Origin of the sequence: Bartonella sp. AC62GZZY (assembly GCF_042196525.1) — a bacterium.
GTDB lineage: Bacteria > Pseudomonadota > Alphaproteobacteria > Rhizobiales > Rhizobiaceae > Bartonella.
On sequence record NZ_JBHIQN010000002.1, the window covers coordinates 26,133 to 49,152 of the forward strand.

15 protein-coding genes are annotated in these 23,020 nt (G+C 39.0%); 4 read left to right on the forward strand and 11 right to left on the reverse strand.

What is annotated here, in order from left to right:
• Positions 1-383 precede the first annotated feature (383 nt).
• The 3 genes from ACFIML_RS01710 to htpX form a co-directional block, all read right to left on the reverse strand.
• A complete protein-coding gene (locus ACFIML_RS01710) occupies positions 384-2,129 on the reverse strand; it encodes a heparinase II/III family protein (protein ID WP_375687232.1) in 1,746 nt (581 codons plus the stop codon).
• Positions 2,130-2,193: 64 nt separating this feature from the next.
• A complete protein-coding gene (locus ACFIML_RS01715; RefSeq protein ID WP_375606030.1) occupies positions 2,194-3,558 on the reverse strand; it encodes an RsmB/NOP family class I SAM-dependent RNA methyltransferase in 1,365 nt (454 codons plus the stop codon).
• Between the two features lie 50 nt (positions 3,559-3,608).
• Positions 3,609-4,652 carry a zinc metalloprotease HtpX gene (htpX, locus tag ACFIML_RS01720; protein WP_375606031.1) on the reverse strand — a complete coding sequence of 348 codons (1,044 nt, stop codon included), beginning with the start codon at positions 4,650-4,652 and terminating at the stop codon, positions 3,609-3,611.
• Between the two features lie 83 nt (positions 4,653-4,735).
• On the opposite strand from htpX, the gene ACFIML_RS01725 reads away from it, so the two are divergent.
• Complete coding sequence (locus ACFIML_RS01725) at positions 4,736-4,951, forward strand: DUF1674 domain-containing protein (protein WP_375606032.1); 216 nt, start codon at positions 4,736-4,738, stop codon at positions 4,949-4,951.
• A gap of 135 nt (positions 4,952-5,086) precedes the next feature.
• Here the strand turns inward: ACFIML_RS01725 and rpsP are convergent, their stop codons facing one another.
• From rpsP to ACFIML_RS01745, 4 genes are all read right to left on the reverse strand, one after another.
• The gene (rpsP, locus tag ACFIML_RS01730; RefSeq protein ID WP_375606033.1) at positions 5,087-5,461 is read right to left on the reverse strand and encodes a 30S ribosomal protein S16; all 375 of its coding nucleotides are present in this window, start codon (positions 5,459-5,461) and stop codon (positions 5,087-5,089) included.
• A 16-nt stretch (positions 5,462-5,477) separates the two neighbouring features.
• Positions 5,478-5,807 carry a chorismate mutase gene (locus ACFIML_RS01735; protein WP_375606220.1) on the reverse strand — a complete coding sequence of 110 codons (330 nt, stop codon included), beginning with the start codon at positions 5,805-5,807 and terminating at the stop codon, positions 5,478-5,480.
• Between the two features lie 24 nt (positions 5,808-5,831).
• Positions 5,832-7,400, reverse strand: coding sequence for a signal recognition particle protein (gene ffh, locus ACFIML_RS01740; RefSeq protein WP_375687321.1), 1,569 nt, complete (start codon positions 7,398-7,400; stop codon positions 5,832-5,834).
• Positions 7,401-7,630: 230 nt separating this feature from the next.
• Positions 7,631-8,287 (reverse strand): carbonic anhydrase, encoded by a 657-nt coding sequence (locus tag ACFIML_RS01745; RefSeq protein WP_375606034.1) that lies wholly within the window; start codon positions 8,285-8,287, stop codon positions 7,631-7,633.
• 274 nt (positions 8,288-8,561) lie between these two features.
• On the opposite strand from ACFIML_RS01745, the gene ACFIML_RS01750 reads away from it, so the two are divergent.
• Complete coding sequence (locus tag ACFIML_RS01750) at positions 8,562-13,271, forward strand: NAD-glutamate dehydrogenase (RefSeq protein WP_375687234.1); 4,710 nt, start codon at positions 8,562-8,564, stop codon at positions 13,269-13,271.
• 1,307 nt (positions 13,272-14,578) lie between these two features.
• On the opposite strand, the gene ACFIML_RS01755 is transcribed toward ACFIML_RS01750, so the two are convergent.
• From ACFIML_RS01755 to ACFIML_RS01770, 4 genes are all read right to left on the reverse strand, one after another.
• A complete protein-coding gene (locus ACFIML_RS01755; RefSeq protein ID WP_375606036.1) occupies positions 14,579-15,565 on the reverse strand; it encodes a DUF2125 domain-containing protein in 987 nt (328 codons plus the stop codon).
• Between the two features lie 792 nt (positions 15,566-16,357).
• Complete coding sequence (locus tag ACFIML_RS01760; RefSeq protein ID WP_375606037.1) at positions 16,358-17,104, reverse strand: glutamine amidotransferase; 747 nt, start codon at positions 17,102-17,104, stop codon at positions 16,358-16,360.
• A gap of 149 nt (positions 17,105-17,253) precedes the next feature.
• A complete protein-coding gene (locus ACFIML_RS01765; protein WP_375606038.1) occupies positions 17,254-18,813 on the reverse strand; it encodes a heme biosynthesis protein HemY in 1,560 nt (519 codons plus the stop codon).
• An 11-nt stretch (positions 18,814-18,824) separates the two neighbouring features.
• Complete coding sequence (locus tag ACFIML_RS01770) at positions 18,825-20,009, reverse strand: hypothetical protein (RefSeq protein WP_375606039.1); 1,185 nt, start codon at positions 20,007-20,009, stop codon at positions 18,825-18,827.
• Between the two features lie 362 nt (positions 20,010-20,371).
• Between ACFIML_RS01770 and tsaD the strand changes: the two genes are divergently transcribed.
• Together tsaD and ACFIML_RS01780 are read left to right on the forward strand one after the other, a co-directional pair.
• The gene (gene tsaD / locus ACFIML_RS01775) at positions 20,372-21,466 is read left to right on the forward strand and encodes a tRNA (adenosine(37)-N6)-threonylcarbamoyltransferase complex transferase subunit TsaD (protein WP_375606040.1); all 1,095 of its coding nucleotides are present in this window, start codon (positions 20,372-20,374) and stop codon (positions 21,464-21,466) included.
• A 595-nt stretch (positions 21,467-22,061) separates the two neighbouring features.
• A complete protein-coding gene (locus ACFIML_RS01780; protein WP_375606041.1) occupies positions 22,062-22,496 on the forward strand; it encodes an EVE domain-containing protein in 435 nt (144 codons plus the stop codon).
• The last annotated feature ends 524 nt before the right edge of the window (positions 22,497-23,020 follow it).

The window sequence follows — 23,020 nt, forward strand, 5'->3', positions numbered from 1 at the left end:
ACAATACAATAGCGCTCTGTTTTTCGTGAAGAGCGTAATCCTATTAATGCAACTCTCTCAGAGAGAAATATTGATCCCAACAGCACACTTAAGAACTTATTGAAGATAAGCAACGGCTTAATTTTCTCTCCATATCTTTAAAGGATCAAAATCCTTAACTAGTACTCATCTGTCAACAATGGTCTTTCAAAAATCTTTTTTTCTGAAGCCAATCCCTTTTAGCATCACCTCATGAAACTCTATGAGCAAACCTTGCCTAAAAACATCCAACCCATACTCCAAAAAAATGCTTCGTGTATAAAATTGATATGATCTTCAAATTTTGAGAATATTACTACAATAAACAATAATGTTTTGCGACACACAAGATAAAACGCAATATACTATGGGTTGGAACAATGTTCTAATTTTTTATCAAACGCTTTACGGATAAAACGCCAACGAACTTTTTCCTGAAATGCAGGACGAAAATATAAAACAATCTGTTGTGTCCGTTGTGGACCTGTTAATTCTGCAAAATCAATCGAATCTTCAAGACAAATATCTGCGTCAGGCGATATAAAATACCATACTTGTTCGCTCTTCACGTTCTCGTTCTTTACGGCTAAACACACACGTTTGCCATCGTAGTTAACTTCAACTTGTGGATGAAGATGAAACCGAACAGCAACATGATTTTGTTCATTTTGCACACTCTTGTGTCTCTTTCCCCCTTTATTTGGCATAAAAAAGCGATCAAAACCTTCGATCGTATCTCCATTTGTCGCCAAAATAAGACCACGCTCATGAATAAGATTAAAGGGTCTCACATAACCATTATGACTCGCAATAAAACCCGTCTTCTCTGAATCCTCTATACGGCATACTTGAACATCTGTTGGTCCATCAAACAAAAATGGCGCGCCATTTTTATTTTTATAATAAAAAGCACCCACTGAACAATCATTAAGCGTAGCTGTTGAATGTGCTGCAGTAACACGCCCTAAATGTCGATAATCTTCCCTCCCATCAGGATTAATACCGGTATTGATAATAAAACGGTGCCCTTGTGAAGACATTTCAAAAGACAAACATCCCGAACAAGCCTGCTGTGCTACAGAGCGGGGTGGAAACTTTCCTGTATCTGCAAGCACTGTTGTTTGATTGGCTTTTAAGCGCTGAAATCCTGAATAACGGGCATAACTAAAAGGATTCCCTCCTGTTTCATCAAGCTCCAAAAGTGATGATAAACGTTCCGACACAAGGGGACCAACCCCATTAAAATGGGCCAACGTTTGATCCTCATGGATAAAGAATCGTAAAGCTGGCAACATACGCTCAACAGAATCAATCAAAATACGAGGTGCCGTTTCATTGCTACGCATAAAAAGATGCCGTAACGACAATAAATCCGATAACAAATTCAGCAAAATAACAGGACTACGGGAAATATGCCCACCATCAACTAGGATTTGACGGGAAAGCTCCTCTATAAGCGTCGTTTGTACCTTTTTTTTCACTGCCACAGAAACAGGCAAAGCAAGAGAGGCGAATGTCAAAGCCATTGCTGCTTGTAAACGTTGATCATTGTGCTCCATACTACAAATTGTCACGCGCAAATAACGAAATTGCAAACCAAGTGCACGTAAAAAGCGTTTTTCAAACCGCTCACTTGCGCCTTCTAACAACATTTTCGAATGACAAATCCATGAAATCAAGCGCCGCGCCACAACAGGACCACTCCAAGCAAGCCCTTTTACCTTCTTGCCAGTATGATCAAACCAATCTTCTAAAAGAGAGCGTGCATGTGCAGAAGCTAAATTACTTTCTGCTACCTCCATATGGCGCAACCAATGAAAATCATGTAGAGCCGCTTCCCATTCTAGCGTTGGTGGAACCAATGAAAACGGCGAAACAGCACCAGAATGAACAATGTGACCAGCAAAAGCAAAACGACCATGATAAAATTCATGCGCCATCATTGGATCAGCTACATGCAAATCCATGGGATGCGCTAAAATTTTATGAGGACGAAACCCTGAAAACCGCCAACGAAACAATGGTCCAGCCCATAAACGCCGCATAACATTCTGTATCGTATCGATACAGTCTGCCACTTTTACCTGAGTAGCTTTTACCGCAACCGCCAAAATTTCATCTCCATTTATGCTGAATCAAATACAATTTCGACCATTTTTGTAAATGAAGCGTTAATTAAGCAATTTTTCGTAAGCGCGCAGCAAAAAAACCATCCATTCCTAAAAATACGGTTTTCTCAGCATCAAAATTTTTATGACAAAAATCCGCAGGCGTTGTCCGTAACATCCCCCCACAAAGCAAATGTTCCAATGCTCCCATTTCCTCTGGATAAATAGGGTCTAAAACAATGTCATTGCGTATCGATAAAATTTTCTCAATAAGATCTTCACCTTCTTCTCTTGCCAATGAACAATTGGAAAAAACAATACGTCCCCCTTCCTTTACCAAAGAAATTGCTGCGACAAGCAAATCATATTGCAACGCCGCTAACTTGACGATATCATCTCTCGATTTCGTCCATAAAATATCTGGATGACGACGGATTGTTCCTGTAGAAGAACAAGGGGCATCAAGAAGAACTGCATCAAAAAGCTGTGTGGGATGGAAGTTTTTCACATCGCCCTGCCAAATGTGAGCTGAAAAATGAAGCCGTTCCATATTTTCTTTTAAACGCTTGACGCGGTTAGCAGAAAGCTCAATTGCAGTCACCTCTGCCTCCTGCAAAGCCAATTGTGCTGTTTTTCCCCCAGGGCTCGCACAAAGATCAGCAACGCGTTTACCCCGAATACTCCCAAATAAACAAGCAGGCAAGGCTGCAGCAAAATCTTGAACCCACCAAGACCCTTCACGATAGCCAGGTAAATCAGAAACAGAACACTCCAAACGATTCAATCGAACAGAACCATTGGGCAACGCAACACCGCCAAGTCTTTCAGCCCATCCAACGCTATCAGATTTCACTGTCAAATCGAGAGGGGGTTCCATACTTTGAATTGCTATAATCTGATGTGCCTTTTCTGTTCCATAAGCTGACACTAAAAGCTGTCCAAACCACGCTGGAACACCTTCAATGGTAGGAACTTGTTGGCGTAAAAGCTCTGCCTCACGCGCAACATTGCGCAAAAGAGCATTCACAACTCCTGAAAAACGATGCATACGAGGATCAAGTTTTGCCACACGTACAGCTAAATCAATAGCCGCATGATCAGGAATATCAAGATAAAGAATTTGTGCGACACTGATATGCAAAAGATGCTGAAGTGAAAGTGCTTGTGAAGGCAAAGGACGTGCCAAAAAGCGTGAGAAAGCCGCTATAATCTGCCCTCGATGACGTAATGAAGCTATCAAAATAGCCCGACACAACAAACGATCTCGTTGTGAAAGTTTTAAATAGTGTGGATGTCCGTGTTCATTATCCGTCAAACCAGAAAGAGGCGTACACTTATCAACCACCGCCCCTAAAAGGCGCACACACACCTGCCGAACAGCTAATCCTGGAACATTTTTTTCAGACACATGCCCCGCTTTTTTGTGTTTCAAAACACCACCTTTATATTACTGCTTCCTTAAAAACTCCCTCAATAACTCTATCAACGAGATCTTTTTGAATTTTCATAACGAAGCCAAGAAGGACGTTTTGTAACACGCTGAAAAGAAATGTTTTCTTGCTCATCTAATGCATGAGCCTGACCACTATGAAAATCTCCATAGTTCATCCCGCTGCTTTTTTCATGTATAGCGTCTTCTTTATTCCAGCCCACACTTTTGGCAAGAGCCCCTTTCATCTCTTCTGCTTGCCGATAAAGAGCAGCAATACGATTTGCAGTTGCTGGATGTGTCGAAAAAAGACTATCGGCTCCCTCACCGCTCAAAGGATTAATAATAAACAGATGCGCGGTTGCTGGATTATGCTCTGCTTCTTCATTATATACCCCACGTCCCCCATCAGCAATCTTACGCAATGCGGAAGCCAACCATAAAGGATTACCACATATTTCAGCCCCTCTCCGATCCGCAGCATATTCCCGTGTACGGCTAATCGCCATTTGCACCAGCATCGCTGCAAAAGGAGCCACGAGCAAGGCAATAAATCCTCCAATTGCCCCAGCGCCATGAGAATCTTCTGAAGAGTTGCGCGGTCCTCCCATAAAGAAAGCAAAATTACCAAGCATTGAAATGGCTCCTGCAATCGTTGCGGTTAGAGTCATTGTTAATGTATCACGATGCTCAATATGTGCGAGCTCATGCGCCATAACGCCGGCAATTTCCTCCGAACTCAACCGCTTTAACAATCCAGTACTTGCAGCAACAGCTGCATTTTGCGGATTACGTCCCGTTGCAAAAGCGTTTGGCTGTGGATTCTCAATAACATAAACTTTTGGTTGAGGAAGAGAAGCTCTTTGCGCTAAATCACTTACAATTTTATAGTAAACCGGCGCAGAATGCTGATCAACTTCACGCGCCCCGTACATGCGTAAAACGATTTTATCTGAATTCCAATAAGAAAAAAAGTTTAAACCACTTGCCATCAAAAGAGCAATGACCATGCCACCACCCCCTCCAACAAGATAACCAACTCCCATAAAGAGAGCAGTTAAAAAAGCCAAAAGCATAGCTGTACGCATTATATTCATTACTCAAAAAACTCCATGATAAAAGTCAATCAATACTATATGATGGTGTTTTCTTTCTGCTTCTTCAATGGAATAGGTGTAAAATGAATAAAAAAGATGAGAAAACAAGCAAAAAAAATGCAACTGTCATTAAACAGCAATCTCTTTCTCCCGCAGCACAACGCGCCCTTAAAGAAGCTGAAGAAAGACGAAAACGCGCAACAAAAAAAGAACAACCTCTAGAAAACGGCGGACGCGGTGGCAAGGACCCTTCCCGCTATGGAGACTGGGAAATTAAAGGCCGCGCCATTGATTTTTAAAACCATTGATTAAAAAAACCAGTGCGGATTTAAACAAGCAGCTTTTTAAAGAAAATCCGTTTTTGATAGACAAAAACGGATAATATTTATTTTTCTAAAGCTTTTAAAAACACGTTGATTAAACAATCATGCTTCTTATGCTGTAGCAGATTCTGCTTCAGCCGCTGCCTCTGCTTCTTCTGCCGCTTGCTTTGCTGCTGCTATACGTTCTTGTGCTTTTTTACCCGGTTCACCTTTATGTGGATTATTACGAGTTGGACGCTTTTTCAAGCCAGCTGCATCTAAAAACCGTAAAACGCGATCTGTTGGTTGAGCCCCTTGCCCAAGCCAATATTGGATACGTTCTTCATTAAGTTTCACCCTCGGTCCATCTTTAGGCAACATTGGATCCCATGCACCAACACGTTCAAGAAACCGCCCATCGCGCGGACTACGAACATCTGCAACGACGATATGATAATAAGGACGTTTTTTTGAACCTCCACGGGACAAACGAATTTTCAATGCCATATTTTATCTCCTATTGTCAGCTCTGGCTTTCGTTTAAATTGACTTTTTTTGTTTTTTGCTCTTCAGCAATCACTTCATGATGACTCACAACTTCTTTAATAATAAATTTTAAAAATCTTTCAGCAAAATCAGGATCAAGATGACTATCTATAGCCAATTGCCGCAAACGCGCTACTTGATGTTTCTCCCGTAAAGGATCTACTTTAGGCAAATCATAACGCGCTTTTAAGCGCCCAACAGCTTTCGTACAACGAAAACGCTCTGCTAAGATATGAATCAAAGTTGCATCAAAATTATCAATAGATGCTCGTAAATGTGCCAATTCGTTTAATACTGTTTCCTGCATCATATTCCTTTCCCTCTTTACATCTTATTTTTTCTTAGGATGCTGAGGAAATTTTCCCCTATCGGCAATGCTATTGGAAAGACCAGGAAATATAGGCCCACGCTTGGGAAGTCCAGGCAAAATCTTCCCTCCATCATTATTTTCAATCTGCTTTTGAAGCGTTGAGAATTGCTTCAAATCCATTCCCGATAAATCAGGTATAACTGGAGAATCTCCACTCAAATTCCCCTTGCCTCCAAAACCCATTTTGGAACCAAGGCCTCCCAACATTTTTCCCATCAAACCACTTTTTCCTTTACCACCCATGGCTTTCATCATATCAGCCATTTGGCGATACATCTTCAAAAGTTTATTAATATCAGCCGCTGTCGTACCAGACCCCTTAGCAATTCGTTGTTTGCGGCTATGTTTTAAAAGCTCTGGATTCGCCCGCTCTTTCGGTGTCATAGATGAAATAATGGCCAATTGACGATCAAACAAACGATCATCAAACCCCGCAGCCGCAATCTGCTCTTTGACCTTCCCCATTCCCGGCAACATGCCCATAATACCGCCCATTCCACCCAGTTTTTTCATTTTCTGCAACTGTTCTGCAAGATCATTCAGATCAAATTTTCCGGCTTGCATTTTTTTTGCAAAAGCAGCAGCTTTCTCGTGATCCATTGTTTCTGCCGCTTTTTCAACCAAAGAAACAATATCCCCCATTCCGAGAATACGATCAGCAATACGACTGGGATGAAATTCTTCTAAAGCATCTATTTTTTCACCAGTTCCAATTGCTTTAATTGGTTTACCTGTAACAGCACGCATAGAAAGAGCAGCGCCACCACGCCCATCACTATCCATCCGTGTTAAAATAATCCCCGTAATCCCTACACGCTCATCAAAAGAACGAGCAAGATGAACAGCATCTTGCCCCGTCAAACTATCAGCCACCAACATAATCTCATGAGGAAGGGAACATGCTTTAATTTCAGCCAATTCGAGCATCAAAGCTTCATCAATATGATTACGTCCTGCTGTGTCAAGAATAAGCACGTCATAACCACCCAATTTAGCAGCTTGCACAGCACGTAATGCAATATCAACTGGCAGCTGACCCGCAATAATAGGCAAGCTTGCAAGTTTTGCCTGTTCTCCCAATTGGCGCAATTGCTCCTGTGCAGCGGGACGGCGTGTATCTAATGACGCCATGAGAACTTTTTTATTGTGCTTATCAGTAAAACGTTTTGCAAGCTTTGCTGTTGTGGTTGTTTTTCCCGAACCTTGCAAACCAGTCATCATGATAACAACAGGAGCTGGTGCATTTAAATCACTCAGAACACTTTCATTTCCAAGAATATGAACCAATTCATCATGAACAATTTTAACCACCATTTGGCCTGGTTTAATTGATTTAACGATTTGGGCCCCAACAGCTTTTTCCCGAACTCTATCGGTAAAAGAGCGCACAACATCAAGAGCAACATCAGCTTCCAATAAAGCGCGACGAATTTCACGCAGCGCCTCTACAACATCCTGATCCGATAAAGCGCCACGTCCCGTCAAATGAGACAGGATAGAACCAAGTCGCTCTTGCAAGGATTCAAACATCATTTACCTCATTGTTGCATAACAAACAAACCAAAATAGCATCCGAGAACGCATCGCGCCGTCGGATGTTGACCTCTGAGATCTCTTTATACCCTTAAACCGGGGTCTCAGTCGGTGGCTCCAAGTTAATTTTGTCACTGAAAGCTTGCTCCTTCAAACAATAAAACCCCAGCTTTGTCAAGTTTTATCATAAAATGTCTTTTTATACGAAGAAATAAAAACAACAAATACTATACTTCAAAACTTTCAACTTCAACACGCATAAAACAACCTGTTTCCTGTTCCATGCTCCATAATTTTCCGCTAGAGATATCAAACCAAACCCCATGCAATGTCAAAAAACCTTGATCTTTGCGAAGCTTTATCCATGGAAACGTCTCTAAATTTCTCAACGAATGACGAATAGAAAGCTGCTCTAATGCCGTCTGTTTTTCTGGCCACGACAGCGACTTATTATTCAAAACAATTTCTGCGGCTGGTGCTAAAAGACTGATCCATTGACCGATAAAATCATTTGATAATAAAGATTTATATGTCTCATTAAGAGCAGTACGAATACCTCCACAATGGGCATGACCAAAAACGACAATATGTCTCACCTCAAGCAATTGCACAGCATATTCAAGAGCTGCTGATGTTGCGTGATATTGGTCATCAGGAGAAAAAGGAGGAACCACATTCGCCACGTTGCGCAGGGTGAAAATTTCCCCTGGCTTAGCATCAAAAATCATTTCTGGTACTGCACGCGAATCACAACAAGCAATGACCAAAACTTCAGGTTTTTGCCCCTCAATCACCAATTGCTGATAATCTGCTATTTTATATAAAAAATGATTGTTTATAAAGTTTTGGTAACCACTTAAAAGTCTTTCTGGTAAATGCGCCATTCTTTTTTTACTTTTGCTTCTTTTTTTACTTTCATTTTGTATATTTTAAAAAACAAACTATTAACATACAAAAATACTAAAAATGCCTTTTCCTTGAAGAAAAATATTTCTTTAAAGTACAAAATATTACTAAAAAATAGCAAAAACAAACTCATTCTTTCCAAATAAAGAGCTATTTTCTTTAGGAAGAAGGTGTTACAGTATGTAAAAATATAATGGTCTGCTTTTAACAAAGAGAAGAAAAGGCCCCTAAGAGCAAAAAGGGAGAGTGAATGTGTTGCAACAAAAAAAAACAGAAATAAAAAACACCCAAGATAAAATAGAACAAATCCTTTTTGCTCAAACCGATGAAGAAGATATTGCTTATTACGAAAGTGAAGAACTTCAAAAGGCCACTGCTATCGCGGTAAAAGCTTTTAATCTCCATCAGACGGGAAAAAATACCATCTTCTTTGAACAAAACTTGACCCGTAATAACAAGCCTATAACCGTTATCACGCTTGTCAATGATAACAAACCCTTCCTTCTCGATTCTATTTTAAATGTCTTCAATCAACACAAAAACCATATTTATTTGATTGCACACCCCATTCTTGATAGTGCTTCTGGAAAACGCATCAGTCTGATGCAAATTCACATCGAGTCACTCAATAAACAGCAGACGCAGAAACTTGAAAATGAACTCACCTTAGTTCTTGAACAGGTTAATGCTGCTGTACAAGACTGGAAACCTATGCTTGAAGAAGTTGAAAAACATATTCATGCCTACCAAATAAGTCTTCCCCCGCACTACAAACAAGAAGGCGAAAAAGCCATTGAATTTCTTCACTGGCTAATGGACGATAATTTCATTTTCCTTGGTATGCGCACTTACAACTTCATCAAAGACCAAAACCCCCTAAAATCCTTTACAGCGAGTAATATTGAACTTGGTATACTCACGGATGCTTCTATTCATATTGTTGACGATAAAAGCATGAAAGAGCCTCCTCAAGAAGTTTTATCCTTCATGGAAAGCGATAATCTATTTATCGTGACAAAAGCGAACAGCCGCTCCAAAATTCACCGTTCTGTTTGGCTGGATTATATTGGTCTTAAAATATTTGATAAAGAAAACCAACTCTGTGGAGAATTACGCATTGTAGGGCTTTTTACCTCCTCAGCTTATACACGTTCTATTTTGCAAATTCCTTTCTTAAAAGAAAAAGCCCGAACTATTATTCAACGTCTTGGACACAATCACGCCGATTATTCAGGAAAAGCACTCATCAGTGCTTTAGAAACCTATCCAAGAGATGAAATGTTTCGCTCTGATGTTGATACATTGACAGAAAACACTAAACTTATTCTACAATTAGATGAGCGCCCACGTTTACGGGTTCTTGCCCATACTGATTCTTTTGGGCGCTTTGTTTCTATCCTTGTCTACGTACCGCGTGATCAATATAGCAGCAGCCTGCGTGAAAAAGTTGGCGAACATTTTGTTGAGCTCTATAAAGGTGACTTTTTTGAATCTTATCCGCTATTTTTGGAAAGCACTCTTATACGTGTCTATTATATCATCCATCGTAAAGGAAACGAAACTGTTCCCCTTATTGAGCGCTCCACACTTGAACAACATGTACGTTCGATTGCACGAAGTTGGGAAGATAGGGTTCAAGCCATCGCTCTTAACAAGAAAATAACAGAGCAACAAACACGTCTAGCTAGTGAATTCCCCAACAGCTATCGTGATTTATTTTCAGCTGAAGACGCTATTAACGATGCCGGACATATTCTAAGTCTTCATGATGAAAAGCCCCTTTTCGTGATCTTTTATCATGCACAAAACAAAGAAAAACAGTGCATTTCTCTTCGGCTTTTTCACCGCCATGAAGCACTTGCCCTTTCCAAACGTGTACCACTCCTTGAAAATATGGGGTTTCGCGTTATTGCTGAACAAACTCTTGAATTACCAGATGGCAATGGGCGCTCTGTGTATCTTCATGATATGCAGCTAGAAAGTACTTTCCAACGCTGTATCGATTTTGAAAAAGACGGTCAAAAACACGCCGAAACCTTTGAAGCCATTTGGGCACAAAATGCTGATAATGACGGCTTTAATGCTCTCACCCAAACAGCTGAGCTTGATTGGCATGAAATTGTTATTTTGCGCCATTATGGGCGCTATCTCCAACAAGCTGGAATTCCTTATTCGCAAGATCGCGTTGCCCAAACTTTAAATGCTTATCCTGACATCACCCAAGATCTTTATGCTTTATTTCATTTAAAATTTCATCAAAGCCATACAGAAAAAGAACGGGAAAAAAACCAACAAGTCATTCAAAAGCGCATTGAAGAAAAATTACGGAAAGTCTCTGGTTTAGATGATGATCTCATTTTACGCCGTTATTGTAACCTTATAGAGGCGAGTTTACGAACAAATGCCTTTACGCCTCTTCCTGATGGAAGTCCACGGCGTATTTTAGCCACCAAATTAAATCCGCGCCAGATTGAAGGTTTGCCTGAACCGCGCCCTTACCGAGAAATTTTTGTTTATGGACCGGAAGTTGAAGGAGTCCATTTGCGTTTTGGACCTATTGCCCGTGGCGGAATTCGTTGGTCTGATCGTGCATTAGATTATCGTACCGAAGTGCTGAGCTTAGTCAAAGCCCAACAAGTTAAAAATGCAGTTATCGTTCCTGCAGGTGCAAAAGGTGGATTCTATCCCCATCGGCTTCCCCAAACAAATGACCGTGCTGTTATCATAGAAGCAGCACGTCAAGCTTATACAGACTTTATCACTGCTTTGCTCTCCATCACAGACAATCTGGTTAATGGCAAAATAAGTGCGCCCCACAATATCATCTGTCATGATGACCCTGACCCCTATTTTGTTGTAGCAGCAGACAAAGGAACAGCAACTTTTTCTGATACAGCCAACGCCATCAGCCAAGCAAACCACTTTTGGCTTGATGATGCTTTTGCCTCTGGAGGCTCAGCAGGTTACGACCACAAAGACATTGGTATTACAGCTAAAGGCGCATGGGAAGCCGTCAAAAGACATTTTAGAGAATCATTTAATCATGATATTCAAACAACGCCCTTCACCTGTGTCGGTGTTGGCGATATGTCTGGTGATGTCTTTGGTAATGGAATGCTGCTTTCCAAACAAACAAAATTGATTGCCGCTTTTGATCACCGCGATATCTTTATTGATCCAGATCCAAACATAGACGAAAGCTACGCAGAGCGTACGCGCCTTTTTAAACTTCCTCGCTCAAGTTGGCAAGATTACGATAAAAGCAAATTATCAAAGGGCGGTGGTATCTTCTCACGAAAAGAAAAAACCATTACTCTCTCACCTGAAGCAGCACAAGCCATTGGTTTTGAAAAACAAACAGGAACACCCTTTGAAATTATCTCTGCTCTTCTCAAAGCCCCGGTTGATCTTTTATGGTTCGGCGGTATTGGTACTTATATCCGTGCTGCAACAGAAAACGATGCCCAAGTAGGTGATCGCGCAAATGATGCAATACGCATTACCGGAGAACAAGTGCGTGCAAAAATTATTGGTGAAGGAGCTAATCTTGGTGTTACACAACGTGGACGGATTGAATATGTCTCAAATGGTGGTCGATGCAATACGGATGCCATTGACAATTCTGCTGGTGTGAATTGTTCTGATATTGAGGTCAATCTCAAAATTGTTCTTGCATCAGCACTACGTGCCAAAACGTTAACCCGCGAAGATCGCAATAAGCTCTTGAAAAAAATGACGCCTCAAGTCGAGCAACTCGTCTTGCGTAACAATTATCTACAACCCCTTGCTCTTTCTTTGGCGGAAAACCAAAGCACTACTGATTTGCCCTATCAAATACGCTTTATGCACGATTTGGAACAAAAAAAACTTCTAGATCGCAGAGTTGAAATACTCCCTGATGAGCAAATTTTACGACAAAGAACAACCCAAGGCAAAGGTCTTCTCCGTCCAGAACTCGCCGTTATTTTTGCCTATGCTAAATTGACCTTAAAAGAAGAAATTGCTAATAGCCCTATTGTTGATGATCACTATTTCAATACAGCCTTGCTGAACTATTTTCCAACCCAAATTCAAGAAAATTTTAAGAAGGAAGTGATTAACCATCAATTGCGTCGTAATATTATCGCAACACTGATTGCCAATGACATTGTAAATCGTGGAGGCCCCACTTTTGTTAATCGGCTACACGATGAAACACAACAAAAGGTTGAAAATATTATTCGCGTTTTTATTGCCATCCGTGATGGTTTTGAAATTCCTCAATTATCTGATCAAATTGATAAGCTTGATAATAAAATACCTGGTCTTGTACAAAACAAATTCTATGCAGCAATGACCCCAATGCTCTTTGAAACGACCAATTGGGGTTTGCACAACATGGATCTCTCACGTCCACTAGAAGAAATTGTAAAAACAATAAAGCAAGCCCGTAGTATTATTGAAAAAGAGCTTATGCATTCTCCCAACAACGATATTAATCAAAAGATTGAAGAAAAAGCACTACACTACAGTGAAGAAGGAGCACCAAAAGCATTAGCAAAACAATTGGCTCTCTTGGAAGCAGCACCAATAATCTGTGATATTTCTTTGATTGCAAAACAAAGCAACAGTGATCTTATTAAAACTGCAGAGATTTATTTCTCGCTTGCACAAATCATTCGTATAAACCGCATTAATGAAGCTCGTCGAACAATTCCCATCTTAGATTATTATGATAGTATGGCTCTAAGCCAAGCCAAAGAAAATGTTTCCGAAAGCTTACGGCAAATCGTTATGAAAATCCTCAAAAATTATGGCAAGAAAAAAGATCCTTTTGACACTTGGAAACAAACAGAAGAAAATAATATTCATAATATTACAAACCGCATTAGTGCCCTTATTGAAAATGATCTCAATATTTCTCGTTTTACTTTTGCAGCAGGATTGATTTCTCAACTTCAAAATGTTGGCTTTCAAACCTAAAGCAAATACAAAACGACCCACTCAATCTCCCGTTCTATCCCACCACCACAACAAACCAGCGAAAATATAGAGCGGGAGTTTGCATTTTAAACATAACACCCAAAATAAAATCTCGCTATTTATCACAATAGAATTGTTTGCAACAATTTCAAAAAAACAACAGGATTGATTTTTCACCCTAAAAACATAAACTTTCAGACTTAAAAGCAGTACAAAACAGCTAAGCTTTTGCTCCGTTCTATCCATCCATGACTAACCAACAAGGGAAGAACGGAAGCCCTATCCTGCATTTTTAGACAGAGCACTCAAAATAAAAAATAAATTCAAATTTTACTGTCAAACATCCTTCATCATAAAAATATAATATATTGATTTACAATCATAATTTTATCATTTTTATGATGACTGATAATTCGATATTCTAAATTTGTCTCATTTAAAATCTGTTTATATTCAATTAATTAACCACATTTCCCCTTGCATATTGCAAATGGGAAAGCCGAATAGATAAAAACAGTAAAGAAAGAACTAAAAATGCCCCTCATAAACTGCCTCAAGTGCCAAAATCTGCAGTAACATTGAGAGTTAGCAAATATAATATGATGGTGTTGCCCCTTAGCTTGTTACTCCATAACCGAAAAGATGGTGGTGCTTAATGGCTTTATCCTTATACCATTCATAAGCGACATCGGAAATAAGAAGTACTGAGAAATATTTTTTTAACAAATGCGTAAATATGCAATACAAATATATTCTGTTTTACGTGGAAGACATATGGCTTCATTAAAAAATATCAGAAATAAAAGGATAAGCTTAATCCATTATTTAAAAGATATAACTGTAACTGCTTTTGAAATGCGTAAAATCGAATAAAAAATGACAGTAAAGATGGATGTTGATTTTCCCCTTTACAACTTCATATTCTCCTCCAGTTAGGCTGTTGACTTGTTTTAATAGATTACCCCCAAACAGATATATACAATATGCTTGCTCCATACATAAAAAATCTACGAACACACAACCCACCACCTGTATAAAAAGGTAATCCAGCATACTTTAAAATGCCACTTTTTCCATACAAACACTGTTGTTATATGTAGTTTGACATAAGATTTTGTACTAAGTGAAAAGAGGTTGGACGAGTTAGGAGTAGGTGATAATTTTTTATTTTTATAGCTATTTTTTTTTACCATTAAATACGCATTTTGTTAAAATATATTTTGACACTCTAAAATTGCAAAAAAGTGTGAAAATCAGAAAAAGTCGAAATTTGATAGTAAAGATGAAAAAAGGCTTTGGTACAACACCTAAAGTGGAGCAAGACGACCAAGTTTTAAAAATCCCAGTTTTACCCACCCATTGTTAATGAGCAATGAAAGAACGGGAGCGCCGTCCGCATTTTTAGGCAAAGCACCTAAAATAAAAAATAACGCTTGAAGATTATTGGCTTGCGCGGGAAATAAGCGCTGCAGAGTGTCAAGAAGCTTCATGGACTGAATAAGGACAAGTTCAAATTTTGCTGTCAAATATCCTTCATCATCAAAAGAAAAAGGTCCACTAATACGCACTGCACCACCTGTATGAAAAGTCAATTCACCTTGCTTTAAAAGTCCACTTTTTCCATACAGTCGCTGTTGCCAATTTTTTTCTTCATCTTCAGATAGAAAAGAAATGTCATTTAAAATCCATTTCAAATTACCATCAATTTTAGGAATATCAACAAAAGAAGATTTTAAAAAGGGAGAAGCATCAAAACCGTCAAAAGTTATATGTCCCGATAAATCATTCTTTTCATGTTTTAGATCAAAACGCAAAAATTCTGCCGTTATTTTTTGAGGCATATCTTGTGGCTCTAATGGCTGAATAATCACGTCATGCGTATTTTGCAAAGATGCCGGATCTTCAATATTTTCTTGTGTCGTTTTTTTATCTATCGTTTGTGCTCTTAATGCTTCTTGAAGCTTTTGATCTTCAGAGAAAGAGGAAAAAGATGCAATCTCAAGCCCTTCAGCTATAAACTTCAATGTTTTACCCGTTTTCCAATAAGGCTCTGTTTCAATCACCAAATTGCGCCAATGCGATACTATAGGAGTTTTTCCGGAAAAAACAATTAATGCAGGAGAACGAACATTAAACTCGACCAAATAAGGTGAATAAATTGGTGCACCAGCCGTCAAACGCCCCGTCGATAAAGAAACCCCATGTAAAGGCCAAGAAAATTGAAACTTGTCACAAACAACACCGACACGTAAAGGATAACCATCCCTGCGTACATTCTCGCATACCGCCGCCATATTATGGGAAGATACTTTTACAAATATATCAGAAACATGGTCTTCTATTTTACGTGAAAAAAAAACCAGAGTGCGCTATAAATAAATATCAGAGCCAAACAAAAAAGCCCAAAAATTAAATAGCTTAAAGAAAAACTTTTTCGTCTTAATGGTAATTGAGAGGATTTGGACAACATTAAAACTTTCTTTATCTCTTAACTTTCTCCCACCCTAAAAAGGACAAAGATTTCTAACCCCGGTCAGTTTATACACAACCCAACTTCTTAATCGACCGGACTTTATCTACTGATCACTTCAAGAAGCCCCCATACATCATTCTAAAGTACTGTATCTCATAAACTCAACAAGGCTTTCTTAAGAAGAACGATTATACCCTTTAACAAAAAATACCTCATGTGTAAAGTTTTACATAGATTTTCTACCTCTGCCTTAAACCATACTCTTTTACAGCACAACAAAAATGATAATGAATAGTGTTTCTTAACGATAAAGCCATTGAGCCCCCCATCTTTACGCTTATGGAGACCCCAAAGCCAGCACCATCATTATATTTGGCTAGCCCCCAAATGTTGCGACAGCTCTTGGCACTTAAGACAGTTCATAAGAAGCATTTTTAGTCTTTTCTTATACAGTTTTTGCCCACACGCCAGCCCTACTTGTGACATGCAAACAAGAGGTTTTTATTGAGTCAATATACACAGGTTTGGAATGAAAAAACCTTACTATATTCGGGGTTCTCATTCAATATACAAAACCGTGAATTACCTATATAAATCAATGCGTTATCAATAATCACACAAGTACGGGCGGTGTACAAAAAATCTGGTGTAATGCGCTTTCAAACCATTGACTCAAAGCTCGATCATAGATTAAACGACCTTTCAAATGTGCACAAGCAGGTTGAGCACCTTTTTCAGTCAATTTATGTGCCGAACGCACGACCAAACGCCGCATCATAGCGCGTGTAAATTCAGCATGAAACTGCAAGCCCCATGCATTGTTTCCATAACGAAAAGCTTGTGTAGGATATGTATTCCCTGTTGCCAAAAGCATTGCCTCTTTCGGTAAATCATAAATACCTTCATCATGGAAATGGTAGACCATCTCTGGCCAATTCATCAATTCCTTCCCTTGTGGGGTTGCTTCTAGTGGATACCAGCCGACTTCAACAGTCCCATCACTTCTTGTACCAACGCGCCCCCCTAGATTTCGCGCTAACATTTGTGCTCCAAGACAAATACCCAAAAAAGGCTTATTTTCCTTTAGTGATAACGAAATCCAATCAATTTCCTCACCAATATAGGCTTCGCTGTCATTCACACTCATCGGTCCCCCTAAAATAACAACGCCGGCATAATGCTCTAATGTATCAGGGAGTTTTTGTCCAAAAATAGGACGATAAATATCAAGAACAAAACCATTTTGTTGTAAAAATTTTCCCAAACGACCAGTATAGGTAGAGCGCCGATGAATAACGACAGCAATCCTTGGTTTGTTATTTTTTTGTTTTTTATCAAGACATCTCTGATTTAAAAACATTTTTTAACCAATCACATCTGCTACCAAGCAAAATTTCATTTTTTAAGCATAAGAGAATAATTTTATTGGACAAGATTAAAGATAATTTTTTTTCTTCTATATTAATTTTTTCTTCTGAAAAAACGCTCATACTACCATATTGATGCAATTTAAAATAAACGAAATTTTTTCCTCGATAAAGATGTTTCTTCTTCTGTTTTAACCCCTGGATCATCAACATTTAAGTGAGTTTGACTGAACATTTTTACATCTTTTTCTTTTATATCTTGTTTCTCCACCTGCGCATTATGCAAAAGAGAATCATCTATAGGTGTTAATTTTTCAAGCTTCTTATCTCCAACATCATCACTTTTTCCCATAACATACTCTTTGTCTTGCCTTTTCGACACAATATTGTCCGCCTCTAATGTGAGAGAAGGCATACAAGGAGGCGCTTTCCATTCAAAACAGCCCAAACGTCCACTGATTGGAGAAACCGCTGACCAAGAAGAAAAAATGGCCCCATCACACATCCACACTGGATCACGTTCAGCACGAAGTGCTAAAGAAAGCCATTGACGCACAGCACCTTGACTGTTTCCCTGTGCCTCTTCAATATCTGCCAACAATAAATAAACACTTTCCCGTGGATGACATTGTAATGCTTTTTGTGCCTTCTCTCTTGCTAATGCTGTTTCACCAGCATCCAAAGCTGCTTTAGCAATAAGGAAAGCCGACTCAAATGCATCTTTATTATAAGAAGCAAGTGTCTTAGCCCTTTTCAATCGCCCAATGGCTCCTTCTTCTCTTTCAAGATAAAGCGCTCCCAAGTCAGGATGAGGCTCCTTTTGCCAAGCCGCTATAATCATTTTATCCGCTTTACGCGTTTCGTTTAATTTATAAAGAATATCAGCAGCAATAACTATTATTGGAACAAAATCAGGCGCCAATTTATGGGCTTTCAAAATAGCTTCACGTGCTTGTACAGGATGTGTATCAAACAAAGAAAGTGCCTGCCCACTTAGTAGTAAAACCTGTATATGCTGCCGCTCTGGAGTCGCGCGAATAGAACGCGGGAGAGCTTTTTGCGTTCTTTCAAAAATAGTAAGTGCCTTATCCCATTTACCCTCAGTACTTAACCGATCGAGCACCGCCTGATGCGCCCATAAAAGTGCTGGCGATAAAGTCAGTGCCTCTTCGGCATATTGTTGCGCTGCCTCATAAGCTTTACTCTTCATCGCTTCACGAAACAAACCATAAAGTCCAACCAGTTTTGTCGGATCTTCCTTTCTCATCTCTTCATAAAGACCGATGGCGCGAACAGAATCATTTTGTAAAGACAAGGTTTGCGCTTGTAAGAGTTTTACCAATGGCTCTTGTTTTCCTGCAAGATATTTAGCAACCCGTGTTTCCATTTTTTGCGCAACCATACTATCACCAGCAAAAGTTGCAAGAATCCCCTTTGAAAGAGCTTCGTAACCACGCTTTTGATGGCGTTTATAAAAATAATTGGAAAGAGCATTCGGTATGGAAAAAAAGAAAGACAATAACCACCATAAAAGCACCAGCGTTACAAAAAACAAAATAAGCACACTTAACACTGTAAGAAATGAAGCAGAAAATCTGAAATGCAAAAATGTGAGAACAAAAATACCATTGTGATTAGCAACCCACGTGAAAGCTAAACCGAGGATACAAACAACAAAAATATAAATAAAAACACGTATCATCTTGGGCCTATTTACATCTTTGTTGCTTTAAAAGATCCTTGTTGCACAGACAATAACAATTGCTGCAACAACTGTTGAATAGCAATATGTCTTTCAAGCTGCTTAACAAAATCCATTGAAACATCTTTTGCACTTTGGGGCAATGATTGCCATTCACTCAAAGCCTTTTCGTAATCACCAGCTTGAATGGCAACTTCCATGCGTGCCGCAATAGCCCCCAGCGTTGTCCCTTCAACATTTCCAATCGGTCGCGAAACAATGAGCCCTTTTATCCACGCTAAAATTCGGTCAAAAAAACCAGCATCTGACGCAACAAGATTTTGCGTACCAACAATTGCATCAGCAACATGAGCAAAATCAACTGAAAGTTGTGCTGAACTTGGAAGACCCACAGTAGCTGTTTTTTGCAACACATCAAGTCCATTAATCGAAGGCGATAATTGCCGCAACAGCTTTAATTCATTATTATAAGATCCACCACGCTCTACAGCATTTTTTAATGAACTAATTGCAGTAAAGAGCGCGGTATCTATTTCTTTTTTCTCACTATTTTTAACAGCAGTTTCTTCCTGTAGTGCTTCTAACTGTTGTTTTAACGCAGCAAGATCATTTGCATTGCTCTGCCCAACAGACAAAGCCGTCTCTATCTCTTTCGACTCTCTAACAAAAGTTTGTACAGTTTCTTCAAGAGTTTTTACTTTTTCCTCTAAAATCGCAAAAGCTTTTTTGCTTTCTTCTTTCGATAGTTCATCATTTTTCGTTGTTTTAAACTGTTGTGATGAAAAAGAAGAAAACTCTGTTTTTAACGCATCGATTTCTTGAAAGACCCGGCTCAATTGTTCCTTTGTGTCTTCACCTTGACTTTTTGCGGCTTCAGCAATCTGCAAGGCTTTTTCCTCCCCAGCAGAATTTGCCACAAAAGGAGAAGGAAAAAAACCAGCCCATTGAAGCCCCATAAAAATTCCCAAAGCAATGAATCCCCCCAAAATCCCAGAAAGGGATAAGAAAAGCCAAATTGTACTAGAGATACTTTTATCCTGACCTTGCATATTCTGTTTTTCTCGTGCAGGAGATTCTACAGAATTGTGGATTTTTTCCTCTGAATCATGGGGAATAGCTTCATGTTCAATAACTGGTTTCTTACGGCGCGTACCAGTATAATGTGATTTAACTTTTGGTTTTGAAGAATCGACCATCTTTATCACTTTTTGTGCACACTTTTTTCAAAAATAAAATAATAAAATGAAAAAAGTTTTAAAAATGAAGCTTTTCTCAAATATCTTCGAAAGAGTATAAATTTACAGAAATTTTCCAAATCTCATTTTTCTCAATAATATTTACAATTATAGACTTTAATAGACAAGTTTTAAAAAAATATTTGCATTTTATACTCGAAAATACAGCTTTATTTTTTAATCAACGATATCATAAAATTCAAAGAAAATGCCAAAACACATATTTTTCATAGAAAAATCAATTCTAAGAGAAATACTTTGCATCTTTTTCTGTTCATGGTACGCACGTAAGAAAGAAGCTTCAATATAAGGTTTTGTTTAAAATGCGTCTGCTGGGAATAGAAACAAGTTGTGATGAAACGGCAGCGGCTGTCATTGAATATAACAATGAATCAAACAGCCGAATTCTTTCCAATGTTGTTTGGAGTCAAATTGATCACCATGCACCTTACGGCGGTGTTGTTCCTGAAATTGCTGCTCGTGCCCATGTTGAAGTTCTTGATCATTTAATTCTGCAAGCACTAACAGAAGCAAACACAAAATTAAAAGATATTGATGGCATTGCAGCCACCAGTGGTCCTGGTTTGATAGGAGGATTGTTGGTAGGCGTTATGAGCGCAAAAGCACTCTCTCTTGCCACTGGCAAACCATTTATTGCGGTAAATCACTTAGAGGGACATGCTTTAACAGCTGTGTTAACGCACAACGTCAGCTTTCCTTATTTATTACTTTTAGTTTCAGGAGGTCATACACAAACAATCATTGTTCATGGAGTAGGCAACTACCGGCGTTTAGGAACCACTATTGATGATGCGTTAGGAGAAGCCTTTGATAAAACAGCAAAACTTTTAGGTCTTCCTTATCCTGGTGGACCAGCACTTGAAAAAGCAGCTTTATTTGGTGATAAAAATCGCATCCCTCTTCCACGACCTTTAAAAGGTGAAAAACGATTAGACTTTTCTTTTTCAGGACTCAAAACTGCTGTTCGACAAGCCGCAACAGCCATAGCTCCCCTTACAGAAAATGATATTGCTGACATTGCCGCAAGTTTTCAAGCCGCTGTGACTGATACGGTACGTGATCGTGTTCACCTAGCTTTACAACACTTTACCCACCAATATCCTCTCTCTGATAATCAAGAAAAGCGTTCTCCTGCTTTAGTTGTTGCGGGCGGCGTTGCCGCAAACCAAGCCATTCGCTCTACGTTGCAAGACCTTGCTCATCAACATGGTTTTGAATTTATAGCCCCTCCTCTTTCCTTGTGTACGGATAATGCTGCAATGATTGCTTTTGCCGGTGCACAAAAACTCGCACGAGGAGAAACAAGCTCTCTTGACATTGCACCCCGCTCACGCTGGCCATTAGATGAAAAAGCCCCGCCCTTGATCGGGATGGGACGCCGTGGAACAAAAGCATAATAAAATTGACGTCCCACACACATCTTAAAGAACGAAGATTTCTACTCACTCCAGTCTATAGATAGTCCGAATTCTCTATCGAGCAGATTCCACCTGCTTCCCACTCACACAATTCACTTAACCCAAAGCTCGACACGTAAATCTAAATATTCACCACACATTCTTAAAAACCTCATGTCTCAAAAAACTGCCTTATATCATTACACTTCAAATGACGGTATTTTACAGCATAATAAGATCTACTCTCTCCCACAAAGCATAGATATGAATGCCATTCGTTGACCTCATCATCTTTGACCATTTATTCGTTTCATTGTCATTGTAATCTTAAAGCTTTTTAGAACCAATTTTCTTAATTTTTTCCAACAAACTCTTATAGTGACCGCATTTCAGACCATAGTTGAAAAGAGAAACAAAGAGCAAAATACTTTTATACAACATGAAATATCAATGGAGCGCGTCTCTCTACTACACATTATTTTGAAACAAGAAAAATAGATAATAGCCGTTATTTACCCCATTTTAAAAATCATCGTTGATGGTATTACAAAGATACTTACAAAAATGCATAACAGTCTATGAAAAAGGAGAACTCATGGCTTATTGGCTTTTTAAATCTGAACCCCATAAATGGTCATGGGAGATGCAAAAGAAAAAAGGAGTTAATGGCGAACAATGGGATGGTGTACGCAATTATCAAGCACGTAACAATATGCGCACTATGAAATATGGTGATAAAGGTTTTTTTTATCACTCAAATAAAGGTTTAGAAATTGTAGGAATTGTAGAAATATGTGCTGAAGCACACCCTGATTCTACAAGTTCTGATCCACGCTGGGAATGTGTAGATATCCGAGCACTTTGTGACATGCCAACACCTGTTTCATTAAAACAAATCAAAGCCAATCCTAAACTAGCAAATATGGTGTTGGTCAAGGCCAGCCGCTTATCAGTACAACCCGTGACAGAAGAGGAATGGACAGAAGTCTGTTTGATGGGCAACCTTAAGAAGGAAATGCTTTTATCTTAAAGCAATAAATTTTATTCATTAATAATCCATTGATTTATAATGATAAATTACTGTTTTGCATGTTGAATAAGAGTCCCGAATATCGTAAGATTCTCCCATTTCAAATTTGTCCCATGTTGAATCAATTAAAACCACTTTCTTGCACATAAAAAGCGGGATGAGTGTGTGAATAAAAATTGTTAAAGAAAAGAGTGAAAATGGCTCTTATGAACCGTCTTAAGTGCTAAGGGCTGTCTCGAAATACCCACGAGCTGGCAAAGTGTGTGATCCGGCTTACTTGTTCATAAGCGTAAAGATGGGAGTGTTCGATGAATTTACCGTTAGACTCATATGAAAAAGCACTTCATATCGCACAAGGCATCCCTCTCTATTGATGTGTTTTCACGCTAAATACATAAATAGGATACTCTTCCTTATCATTTTTCATTCTGCACTCTTCTCAATATAAAATGCCCCAAAACTTCCCCCCTTCATTAGGTATTTTTTAGGCATTTCTAAAGGCAAGACTTACTCAACGATTATAA